Genomic DNA, 10,838 nt, shown 5'->3' with positions numbered 1-10,838 from the left:
GCATTCCAAGCCGCTTGCACCCCCAGATGTTCGCTTCGTGTTCGTGTTCACCAAAACACTCCGTCCAGACTGGCGTTACCACGAGCCGGTGAGAGCCGATCTCGGGAGCAACCTTCCGACCCACTCCCTCTGGATCGGCCATCACCCGGCCCGGAACCCCCAAGGAAGCCGAAGAAGCGGTCCGGGTCAGGGGCTGGTGGATCACGTTCACCGTGGTGTGGTATGGCTCCATCCTCGCAGGAAGGGCACGGCTCCGCCTTGCTGGATCTCCACCAGCCACGCCATTCTGTCGCTGGAGCTCAAATCTCGTAATCCACGGCGATCACGTCTTCACACACCTGGTCGACGTACGCCTTCACGGGCACGTGTTCCGGGTGCGGCCCGTAACGTTCGAGGGCTTCCCGATCCTCGAAGCGGACGACAAGCCCGATGGTGTACCCCTGATGTCGGTTCGTGAAGCTCTCACCTGCCGAGAGGCTGACCATGCCCTCGATCTTACCTTCCAGGCCGCGCAGCTTCCGTAGCAGCTCTTCTTTCTCAGCCTGGGTGGTCTCCGGCTTCAGCTTGAAAAGCACAATGTGCTCGACCACGCTGTGGCCCCTCCCCCTGGAAACAGATGCTTCCGTCCTTCGTTGTTGACCGGCCGGGATCCTCGGCACCCGGTAACCGTCCCTCACCCTCCTCAGCTGCCCACAGGGATGGATCTTGCCAGGGATCAGTAGATCAGCAAGGGTGTCTTGCCCAGAAAGGTGGGCGTCTTCGCCTGCGACAGGATGAAGTCGGCGACGTCCGCGCGTGAGATCGTTCCCCCGCGGATCCCCCGCAACTCCGTCAGGGCGCGGTAACGCCCCGTTCGGGGCCCATGGGTCAAGATGCCGGGACGGACGATGATCCACCGCGCAACCTGGCTCATGATGATGCGTTCTTGCCGTTCCTTGTCGGCGTAGATCCTGCGGAGGACCAGCGGGAGCATCAGGCGGTCGTAAAGAAGGCCACCGTGCCCCCGGCTGTCTCCGGTGCCTATTCCGGTGACGACGATGAGGAGCTGCTCGGCTTTGAGCGCCTTCGCCAGGTTCGCGGCACTCTGCGAGAACAGGGTGGTCTTCGTGAACACGTTCTTCGTGCCCAGGCAGTCGCAGACGACATCTTGCCCCAGGACCACCTTCGCCACGGCGTCAGGATCCTGAGCATCCCCAGGGACCACGTGGAGGCGGCGATGGCTCATCGGCATCCGGGCAGGGGAGCGAACGAGGGCCGTGACCTCGTGCCCTTCTTCCAGGGCCGCTCTCACCAGTTCGAGACCGATCCCACGCGTTGCGCCAATCACTGCGATGTTCATGAACGCACTTCCCAAAGGCAGATTGAATCGATGCACGTCATCCTGCCGACGCCCCCCAACGGGCAGGATCTAGCTCGTGGCCGCTGCCCGCCCTTCCGCCAGCGCGCTCAAGGCTTGGGACGCACTCAAGACTACCTGGTCCGACTGCAGCTCCGCCGTGATGCTGCCGTGATTCTCATGCATCACGTAAGAGGCCACGGTTCAGCACCTCTGCTTGGAAACGTAGGGTGAAGACCTTCATCAGATTAGCGCCCAGAGCTCGCCGACCCTGCTTCCAGAATGGGTGACCCCGCAGGCCCGCACGATGTCTCAAGGGACCCTCCGTGCGATCCCCAGCACGGTCCCATGTTCTCCACACTCAAGCGGTGGAATGGTCCCCGCGAACCCTCTACACCCACCTCCGCACCGAGCGCCGGTACGCCTCGTACTCCTCTCCGAAGATGCGCTGCAGCGCTCGCTCTTCGGGGATGATTTGGAAGCGGGTGATGTAGGCCATAAAGAGGGCGACCCCGAGGAGCGCTGCCCAGTTGGCCAGGTAGAGGGCCCACGCCAAGAGCAGCAGGGTCATGCCGAGGTACATGGGGTTTCGGGTGTACCGGTAGATGCCGTCGGTCACGAGGGCCGAGGCCTGGTCCGGATGCATGGGATGGGTCGTGGTCTGGGCCTGGTAGAAGGCGTTGAGGGCCAGCCAGGCCATGCCGCAACCGCTGAGCACACAGAGTACGATGAAGCCTGCCGTCAGGGGCGCAGGAATGCTGATGGACAGCGAGCTGGCCAGCCTGCTGGCAAGGCCCATCAGCACCGCGCAGACCAGCCAGACGATGGCGGGAGGTACTCGGAGCTCCAACATCAACCCTCCCTTCACGGGCGCACCTCTTCAGGGAATGGCCCGGATGCCGCACTCTTCAGCGCCCGGGTGATGGCGGCCGCCGTGTCCTGGGGCCCTCGGATCGCATGGGATGCACCTCCGACACGCGGTGCCGCCGGCCCGCCGTCCTGCGGCAGCCGGTCCTCCGTCCTACGGGCCCTTCACCCCGCCGAAGGCCGCGAAGCAGTTGTTCTTGTGCAGGATCTCCACCTCGCGGAAGCCCACGGACCGGAGCAGATCCAGCTGGTACATGACCGTCCGGGGGGTGTCTTCCCGCTCGATATAAGCGAAGACGTGATCCCGGTAAGCTTCGTCCCTCAGCCCGGTCAGGTACGCGCCGTAGCGCTCCCACATCACCTCCTGCACCTGGGGGATGGCGTGGGTGATCAGGTCGACGATCCAGAAGGACCCGCCGGGTTTGAGGGCGTCGTACAGCTTGGCGAAGACGTGCTCCCACTCTTGATCGCCGCGCAGGTGATGGAGCACGGCCCCCGCCAAGATGACGTCGTACTGCTCCCGGCCGAGCTCCACCTCCCGTACGTCCCCTTGGATGGCGGTCACCTTCCCCGTGGTGGCCGGCGTCACCCGTTCCACGGCCCGGTCCAGCATGGGCCGGCTCAGGTCGAGGAGGGTCACGTCGAGGCCGGGCAGGCGTTGCAGGAGCTTGAGGGCGTAGTTCCCCGCCCCGCACCCGACGTCGAGCAGGGCGGTCGCGCTCGGGTTGAGCCGGGCCACCACCTGGGTGACGAGGTCGAGGGCAAGCGGCGCGTCGATGGTCGCACTCTGGCCCGTCTCCAGGTTGGAGAACCGCTCCACATCCTGATCAAATCGGCGCCGAATCTCATCAACACTGGACTTCCCTTCATACACGAGACCATCCCTCCCGGGGGTGAGGATAGACCGATCCCACCCGGGCGAAGGCCCCGGGTGGGACCCCTCTTCTCGGGTGAACCCTCTCACGAGATCCCGTCGAGATCCAGATCTCAGCCGGGGGGTTCAGGCGCCGTCCGGCCCATGGAACGGACGGCCTAGATCAACGCCTGGGCCTCCCGCCAGATCTCTCCCCACTTGGGACCCAGGCGGGCGGCCAGCTCGATGGCCTGGACCAGGCTGGCCTCGTTGGCCACACCCTGGCCGGCGATGTCGAAGGCGGTCCCGTGGTCGACGGAGGTGCGGATGATGGGGAGACCTACGGTGATGTTAACACCCTCATCGAAGTAGAGGCTCTTGAAGACCGCGTGGCCCTGGTCGTGGTACATGGCGATGACGAAGCGGTAGCGTCCCTGGGCGGCCCGGGGGAAGGCGACGTCGGCCGGGAGCGGCCCGTCAACGGGGATCCCCGCCGCGCGGGCCTCCTCCACCGCGGGCCCGATGGCCACCTCCTCCTCGTTGCCGAAGAGGCCCCCTTCGCCCGCGTGGGGGTTCAAGCCGGCAACGGCGATGGTCGCTTCCTCCTGGCCCAGGGCTTTGGCCAGCAGGTGGGCGAGCCGGATCTGGGCCAGGACCCGTTCTTTGGTGATCCGCTCGATGGCTTCCCGGAGGCTGACGTGGGTGGTCACGTGGAAGATGAAGAGGCCCCGGGCGGAGAGCACCAAAGAGTAGCGGGCGGCGCCGAAGGATTCGGCCAAGAGCTCGGTGTGCCCAGGGTACGGGAAGCCCGCCATGTGGATGGCCGCTTTGTTGAGGGGTGCGGTCACAATCCCAGCCACCTGCCCCGCCTTGGCCAGCTCCACCGCGCCCTTGACGAACTCCACCGCCCCCCGGCCGGCGGTGGCCGAGAGCCGCCCAGGCGCCACCTCGCCCAGGGGCTCACCCGGCTGGAGGATGTTAAGCACCCCCGGCTCCCAGCGGGCCCCGGCAGGGGAGGTGACTTGGTGGACCGTGGGCTGGACCGGCGCCGTCTCCGGCCAGAAGCGGAGGTGCTTCTCCAGCACGGCCACGTCGCCCAGGATCAGGCAGCGGGCCCGCTGGTGGACCTCGGGCCGGGCCAGGGCCTTCACCACGATCTCAGGCCCGATGCCGGCCACGTCCCCCATGGTCAGGGCCAGGACCGGCCTCGCCTCCCCACCGGAAGCTTGGGGCTGGGGGGCGGTTCGCTCCTCCGTGGAAGCTTCTCGCTCCAGCTCAGTCACGTTGGCCATCCCGTGCTCCCTCCTTCACAGGGGCAGGCTCTCCAGGTAGCGGACCGCCTCCACCAGGGCGTTGCGCGGTCCGAAGCCCCCCGCCTTGGTCACCACCCGCAGGCCCGGGTGGCTCCCACCGGTCAGGGTGCCGTAGGGGATGCCGGGGAAAACCTCGGAGTTGAGGTCGATGCCGGCCGCCCCCAGGCGGGCGAAGAGGGCCCGGGCCGTGTCACCTCCGGTGGCGATGACGCCTGCGAGGTCGATCTCGTCCATCATCTGGATCACGGTCTCAGCCAGCGCGTTGGCCAGCCTGCCCGCCACCGCCGCCGGCTCCAGACCCAGGCCGGCGCCGATCTGCTGAGCCTGCTCCACATCCTCCCGCCCGCCTGGGGTGGCCACCACCAAAGCCTGCCCCGGCCGGGCGGCCGCGGCGCGGATCTGTCCTCGGGCCGCCTGCAGCCACCCGTCCCAGGCCGGGCCACCCCGGAGGGCCGCCTCCACATCCACGGTGAGCACGGTCACGTCGCCGGAGCGGACCAGCTCGTCCAGCTGCTCCCGGGTAACAGGGTTGACCGAACCGCAGGCGACCACCACCAGCGGCTGGGCCTCTGGGGCCCTGCGGTCGCCCGCCTCGGCCTCTTCCACCCTCCGTCGCTGGGCGAGGCGCTCAGCCAGGGGCGCCGCCAGGCCGGCCGACCCGACGAAGAGCACCCCCGGTTCATCAAAGAGGGCCTCCACCATCGCGGCCAGGTCCGCCTCGCTGGCGGCGTCCACCACCGCCAGGGCCCCCTCGGCCGGTGGCTCGAGCGCCTGCCGGAGGGCCTCCCGGCCCTGGTCCAGGGTGTCCAGGCCTACGTGGCGGACGGGGCGCCGGCACTGGGCCGCGAGGAGCGCGGGGATGGAGCTCATCTTCACAGGGGCCACCGGGTCCCGCCCGATGGCGGTCCGGGCGACGGGCTGGCCGTCCACCAGGAGGTAGCCGCCCGCCACCAGGCGCCGGTTGGCGGGGAAGGCGGGGCAGATGACCGCCAGCTTGAGGCCGAAGACATCCATCACCGCCTCCACCTCGGCCCCCACGTTCCCCCGCATGGTGGAGTCGATCTTCTTGTAGATGGGCACGACCCCCGCCTCCCGCAGGCGCACGGCGGTCCGCTCCACCACCTGGTACGCCTCCGCAGGGCCCAGGGCGCGGCTTTCGGTGTTGAGCACCACCACGTCCACGCCCCCCACCGCGGCCGCATCCCACTCCCCCAGCAGGGCCCGGGTGCGCAAGCCCGCGTGGGCGAACTGGACGCCCGTATCGCCAGCCCCCGTCAGATCGTCAGCGATCACCGCGTAGGGTGCCTCCATGATAGCCCCCTCTCCTTCCTAGGCGCCCTAGACCCTTGCCCCCGAAGGCGCGGGACGCTGGCCGCTCCAGCGCTGGTGGAAGTAGTGGGTGAGGAGGGGCGTGAGGATGGCCGTCACCAGCACCGCCGCGGCGATCTGGGCGGCAGCCACCTCGACAAAGGGAGCGAAGCGGGGGTCCGCCTGGGCCACGATGGCCGGGGTGACCACCGCATTCCCCGCCGTCGTCCCCACAGCGAAGCCGACGGCCGAGCGCTCACCCAGAAGCAGCCGGTACCCCAAGACCCCCAGGTATCCGGTGACCACCGAGACCAGCACCCCCAAGATCAGCCCCGTCGCACCCCCCACCGCCAGAGAGCGGAGATCGATGCCGGCCCCCAGGGCGAAGGCGAAGAAGGGAATGGTGATGGACGCGGTGGGCTCCATCATTTTGGCGAACCGCTCGTCCAGGTTGCCCAGGATGAAGCCGATGATGAAGGGCACGATGGCCGCCACCAGGGCCTGCCAGGGGATCGCCCCCAGGCCGCTCAAGCCGAGGAAGAGCAGGGTGAAGAAGGGCCCATCGTTCAGGGCGCTGGCGATGTACGCCCCCCGGTCCTCCTCGTCGCCGTACTGGGAGGCCAAGGCGATCCAGAGACCCCCGTTGGAGTTGATGAAGGCCACCATGAACGCCAGCAGGGAGATCCCCAGGATGCCGTCCAGGCCGAATAGGTAGCCGTAGGCGATGGCCAGCAGGGCCGGAAGGAAAGTCTTGAAGAGGACCAGCGTGCCCGCCTTGGCCAGCACCCGCCCACTCTGGCGCAGGTTGAGCTGAGCCCCCGTCGCCAGGACCAGCAGGGCGATCAGCGGCAGGGCGCTGTCCCGGAAAAGGGCGCTGGTGAAGGAGCCGAGTTCAAGAAACCCGGGGGCGAAGGTGCGGACGATGGAGCCCAGCAGGAGCGGGATGAGCATCGTGCCACCAGGAACCCGGTTGAGTGTTGCTACGATTGGAACCATGCGATGAGACGCCTCCCCTCGATAAGCAGCTGCCAGAGCCTACCCAGAGCCTACTATGAGCTTTTGTAAAGTACTGCCATTTCACAGCGCCGAGCGGTCGTCCAAACCCCAACCGCCCGAGATGCTGGTCGTCCGGGAGTGAAGCCGCACCTCACGGGACACACCCAGCACCTGGTCGCTGCATGGTCAAGTCCGATCATTCAGTGAGTGACTGTATGTGGCAATTATATCCGCCCCGCCAATGGCCTTCAAGAAATGGTTCTCCTCACGGCTTGCAACATGTCTTACAGGAACTCGTATTGCCGTCGTTTTGTTTCGATATCCGTATCCGTCCTTGGTCTCAGTCGAATTCCTAAACCGTGGTCGCGTTGAGGCAAACGCTCACTTGCTCCCTTCGGGGAGTCGGACGCCCCCGACATCGGCCATAGCCATTTACCAAGACACGGCATTCTATGCCCGGAGCGTGCGAGGGAGGCATCACCTGGCCGGTGATCCGGGGTCCTTCTTGAGCCAGCGCGATCGCCGTCGTCTCGGTCGTCTTCCCGTACGACTGGCTCGGCGCCCGTCGTCCAGATCGGCCTCCTCGTCGTGTTTCTCCTGTTCATCACGGTCGTCCCGATCGTCTACAACCTGGTCGCCAGGTACAATTTGTAGGGGTTGGAGGCCGTCGTTCAGTTCCTACAGTAGCTGCCGTTACCTTTCGTCCTGGCCACTGCGCCTATCATCCTGCTGCTGGCCTCCTGGCGCGTCTCGGTTTGGCTCTATGCGAGGAAGGAATTCTAAGTTTCCAACTGCTCGGGCCCGCTCCGAGGAGGGAGGTGCCGTGGAGTTCAGCTACCATCGCCACGCGGTCGGCCTGCGAAGCGCGGCCGCCGCCCTGGGCCTGTGGGTTGTCCTTGATACAACCGTCGTCGTAGCGCTCTTCTTAGTGCTCCCGCCGCCATGGCGGTTCGTGGCGGCGGGGCTCGGGTTCCTTGTTCTCACAGGCATCGTCCACGCTGTCATGCGGGTCTTCCGCACGCGGCACCGGCTGCTCGGCGACCGGCTTCTGCTCCACTTCGGTTACTTCCGCCTGGAGGTGCCCATCGCTATCCTCGTTGCAGCCCATTCCCTGGCGACCATCCCTCACGACGTCACACCAGCGGCTCAGACCTGGCCTCTCTACCTTGCTAAGGACGACACGCTCTATCTCGTGCCCCACCGGGAAGGGTTGGTCGAGCTGCGGCTCAGCGCGCCCTTGACGGCACGCCTTTTCCCGTTCAGCCGGCCTGTCCGGTTCACCCGGATCGTCCTCGCCGTCGACGAGCCCCAGGCGTTCCTCCACGCCATCCACAGATGACGCCAGACGCTGGCACCTCGTGCCGTCATCCCCTCCGTCTCGCCGGGCGATGGTGACGATGGTGCGGCTACGTCTTTGGAATTTCAAGGTATATGCGCTGTCCTGGCGGCAAGCTCACGTCGGTACATGGGCCCACTGTAATGTACACCGCTCTAGCGATCGAAGCCTTGCCGCGCGCACTAGGATCCATGCTCCGCAAGGAAGAGAGCACGGTGTGCTGCGGTTGCAACTCACAAATACCTCTGGTTTCGCACCGCATCTAATGGCGGAATCCCCTTGATCCCGAAAAAGACCGGCCCCCCCGCGGCGAAGGCCCCCCACTCAAAGAGCATGTTGATCATGCCGTACGGGAAAACCGTTCTCCGCTCGCCCAGGCTGAAGAGGGCCCCGGCCATGGCGCCAGAGACGACGGCAAGCAAAGCCGTCCTCGTGCACACAGGCTGGTCTGAGCACTGGGGAACGGAAAGGTACTTCCACGGCCACCCCTTCAGAGCTCGCGCCCATTCCCATGCGGTCGTGATGTGGCAAATCGTCGCCATGAATGCAGCCTCTCGCTCTCCTCTACTGGCGTCCAGTACCGGGGCATCGCTGACCGCCAGGGTTCCCTTGCCCCGCTGGCTCCCGGCTACCCGAGGATTCCCGCCACCGCCCGGACGACCAAGACAGCGACGCCAAACACGCATAGCCAGGCAAAGAGGTCGCCCACGCGCGTGTACATGGTGCGGCTACCCGCCCGAGCCGGCACGTTGGCCACCAGAACCGCGTCCTCAGTCGTATAGCTGTCCAGGAAGGCGCACCGGCGGCCGTACGGGTCGACCGCCCCCGAGCCGCCGGAACGAGTGACCCGTACCATGGCCGTCCCGTTCTCGACGGCGCGAAACTCGGCCATGGCTTGATGGAGGTGCGTGATGGCCGCCCAGTCCGCCGCCGGCACCAGCAGAAGATCGGCCCCTGCCACCCCCACTTGCCGCACCAAATGAGGGAAGTCGAGATCGAAACAGATGGGCGAAGCCACGCGGCCGTAAGGGGTTTCGACGACAGGAATCCTGCCCGTACCAGGCGTCATCAGCTGCCGCTCCAGCCCAGGAACAGCCATGGTCTTGTTGTACGATGCCATCACCTCGCCGGCCGAGCTGACGAAAACAGCTTTGTTTTCAAGCGGCCGGTTGGCTCCGGGGGACAGAACGGCCAGCCCCATCAAGAGGTACACGTTGTTCGCCCGAGCCAGGCTCCTGGCCCGCTCGATGAGCGCCTCCTCCTCCTCTTTCAGCACCAGCACACTGGCCTCGGACCAGAGAATGATCTGGGCGCCAGCCCGGGCCTCCCGGAGGGTGCGCTCAAAGAAGACCTCCTGCAGGCGCGCCATGCTCTCCCGAACTTGGTCATCGATCGCCTGGCGGAACACGGCCGCGAGCACCCGCTCGTACTCGCCCGACTCCGGCACTCCCTCGGGCCAGGCAAGGCCCGCCACCCGTACCGTCGCCCGATGGGGCGCCAGGGCGAGCCGCAGACCACCGCCCACCAGCACCAGACCTAGAACGGCCCCGTAAAAGGCCACGCCGTTCTGGATCAAGCTCCAATCGAAGTGCAGATCCCACGCCCAGTTGGCAACAGCTGCAAACCAAGTGATGAGAAAGTCGATGCCCCAGATGCCCGTCACGGAAGCCAGTTGCATCAGAGGGCCGATGCCATGCTGGGTGTAGGCCAGCATGCCCCAAGTGCCGAACGGATTGAATCGAGCGGTCAGGAACCCCACAGCCGTCCAGGTCACCGGAAACACGAGGGTGGACCAGACGCCGCCTGGCTGTGCCGCAAAGAGGCGGTCCATCAGGAAGGGCACGGTCATGGCGGCCGCGATGCCCGCGACGACGCCGCCGTAGCCCAAGCCTTTCAGAGGAATGACGCCCCGGTTGCTTGCACCCGCTGCCAGGGCTAGCACCAGCCAAAGAACGACGAGGCCGCCGAGCGGCGCTTCCCGCGCATAGTGCAAGAGGAAAACGGGAGCGAGCCAAGCCGCTGGTGCAACCATCCAGCGGCCGAATCCCAAGATCTGCAGAGCGCCGCCCAGCAGCAACGTGCCAAGATGTGCAAGGCTCGCCATGTGCGGACTCACCCCGTGACAACAGAGTCGGCCAGCCCCGAGTCTACCCGCCGCAACCGCCGCTCGCCGATCAGCGCATGCCCTAGCCGATCAACGAGCCCTGAATCCAGCGCGCGACGTCGGCAAAATCTTTGGCTCTCATTCGGCACTGAACGTACCGTATCCCGCTAGCGACCCTGTCGAGACCCTGCCGGATTTGCAAGAGGACGATCAAGCCGGAGAGCGAAGTTCTTGTTCGAACTAGGTCCCTCGAAGGGGGTATACAGGTGGCAATCCCTGTAACGAGATCGATATGCCTTCCCCTGTTGAGGGTCATCAACGACGCAGGTGGAGAACTCTCGGTTCAGGAAGCCACCGCACGGGTAGAACGATATTTCCCAGAATTGACCCAGGAAGATAAACTGAGACGCTATGCCAAAACTGGGGCAGCGGTGTGGCCCAACCGTATCCGGTGGGCGCGCAAGCAATTGGTCGACGAGGGGTTCTTGTACCCTGAACCGGTTGGCGTGTGGCGCATCACGCCTCGGGGAAGAGACCATCTGGAAGAGAACTGGGCTATGTGGCAGCCACGCTATTCACAAGACGACGATAACCCCGAGGAGATTTCACTAACACCGGGCGAAGACCCAACAGGAAACACTGCGTTGCCGAGCGAAGTCCAAGAATCGTCGCCAGTAGTGTCCGGTATGATGGTGTAAATTCGAGAATCAGGATGGCGTAGCAGT

11 protein-coding genes are annotated in these 10,838 nt (G+C 65.8%); 2 read left to right on the top strand and 9 right to left on the bottom strand.

From position 1 onward, the window contains the following. Positions 1 to 299 precede the first annotated feature (299 nt). The 7 genes from FWJ67_RS09925 to FWJ67_RS09895 all read right to left on the bottom strand — a co-directional run bounded on the left by FWJ67_RS09925 (position 300) and on the right by FWJ67_RS09895 (position 6,673). Complete coding sequence (locus FWJ67_RS09925; protein WP_304175056.1) at positions 300 to 590, bottom strand: Dabb family protein; 291 nt, start codon at positions 588 to 590, stop codon at positions 300 to 302. A 125-nt stretch (positions 591 to 715) separates the two neighbouring features. Next, positions 716 to 1,339, bottom strand: coding sequence for an SDR family oxidoreductase (locus FWJ67_RS09920; RefSeq protein WP_304175058.1), 624 nt, complete (start codon positions 1,337 to 1,339; stop codon positions 716 to 718). Positions 1,340 to 1,727: 388 nt separating this feature from the next. After that, a complete protein-coding gene (locus FWJ67_RS09915) occupies positions 1,728 to 2,204 on the bottom strand; it encodes a methyltransferase family protein (protein ID WP_414482764.1) in 477 nt (158 codons plus the stop codon). A gap of 153 nt (positions 2,205 to 2,357) precedes the next feature. Next, on the bottom strand, positions 2,358 to 3,077 hold the full coding sequence (locus FWJ67_RS09910; RefSeq protein ID WP_414482403.1) for a class I SAM-dependent methyltransferase: 720 nt from the start codon (positions 3,075 to 3,077) through the stop codon (positions 2,358 to 2,360). Between the two features lie 158 nt (positions 3,078 to 3,235). Further along, on the bottom strand, positions 3,236 to 4,243 hold the full coding sequence (gene pdxA / locus FWJ67_RS09905; protein ID WP_369686608.1) for a 4-hydroxythreonine-4-phosphate dehydrogenase PdxA: 1,008 nt from the start codon (positions 4,241 to 4,243) through the stop codon (positions 3,236 to 3,238). A 120-nt stretch (positions 4,244 to 4,363) separates the two neighbouring features. Next, entirely contained in the window at positions 4,364 to 5,680 is a 1,317-nt protein-coding gene (locus FWJ67_RS09900) for a four-carbon acid sugar kinase family protein (protein WP_414482404.1), read from the bottom strand. Between the two features lie 27 nt (positions 5,681 to 5,707). Next, positions 5,708 to 6,673 carry a 2-keto-3-deoxygluconate permease gene (locus FWJ67_RS09895; RefSeq protein WP_304175069.1) on the bottom strand — a complete coding sequence of 322 codons (966 nt, stop codon included), beginning with the start codon at positions 6,671 to 6,673 and terminating at the stop codon, positions 5,708 to 5,710. A gap of 823 nt (positions 6,674 to 7,496) precedes the next feature. Here FWJ67_RS09895 and FWJ67_RS09890 point away from each other — a divergent pair. Further along, the gene (locus FWJ67_RS09890) at positions 7,497 to 8,012 is read left to right on the top strand and encodes a hypothetical protein (RefSeq protein ID WP_304175071.1); all 516 of its coding nucleotides are present in this window, start codon (positions 7,497 to 7,499) and stop codon (positions 8,010 to 8,012) included. A gap of 230 nt (positions 8,013 to 8,242) precedes the next feature. Here the strand turns inward: FWJ67_RS09890 and FWJ67_RS09885 are convergent, their stop codons facing one another. Further along, complete coding sequence (locus FWJ67_RS09885) at positions 8,243 to 8,431, bottom strand: hypothetical protein (protein WP_304175073.1); 189 nt, start codon at positions 8,429 to 8,431, stop codon at positions 8,243 to 8,245. Between the two features lie 206 nt (positions 8,432 to 8,637). Beyond that, entirely contained in the window at positions 8,638 to 10,113 is a 1,476-nt protein-coding gene (locus FWJ67_RS09880) for a nitrilase-related carbon-nitrogen hydrolase (protein ID WP_414482763.1), read from the bottom strand. A 266-nt stretch (positions 10,114 to 10,379) separates the two neighbouring features. On the opposite strand from FWJ67_RS09880, the gene FWJ67_RS09875 reads away from it, so the two are divergent. Continuing rightward, positions 10,380 to 10,811 carry a winged helix-turn-helix domain-containing protein gene (locus FWJ67_RS09875; protein ID WP_414482762.1) on the top strand — a complete coding sequence of 144 codons (432 nt, stop codon included), beginning with the start codon at positions 10,380 to 10,382 and terminating at the stop codon, positions 10,809 to 10,811. Positions 10,812 to 10,838: the final 27 nt, after the last annotated feature.

This window comes from Limnochorda sp. (assembly GCF_047459355.1).
Classification (GTDB): domain Bacteria; phylum Bacillota; class Limnochordia; order Limnochordales; family Limnochordaceae; genus Limnochorda.
The sequence above is the reverse complement of the archived record's forward strand: the minus strand, read 5'-3'. Positions and strand labels throughout refer to the sequence as shown.

Coding starts and splice junctions, on each gene's coding strand:
- FWJ67_RS09920 (WP_304175058.1), bottom strand. CDS start 1,339: ATGAACATCGCAGTGATTGGCGCAACGCGTGGGATCGGTCTCGAACTG.
- pdxA (WP_369686608.1), bottom strand. CDS start 4,243: ATGGGGGACGTGGCCGGCATCGGGCCTGAGATCGTGGTGAAGGCCCTG.
- FWJ67_RS09900 (WP_414482404.1), bottom strand. CDS start 5,680: ATGGAGGCACCCTACGCGGTGATCGCTGACGATCTGACGGGGGCTGGC.
- FWJ67_RS09895 (WP_304175069.1), bottom strand. CDS start 6,673: ATGGTTCCAATCGTAGCAACACTCAACCGGGTTCCTGGTGGCACGATG.
- FWJ67_RS09880 (WP_414482763.1), bottom strand. CDS start 10,113: ATGGCGAGCCTTGCACATCTTGGCACGTTGCTGCTGGGCGGCGCTCTG.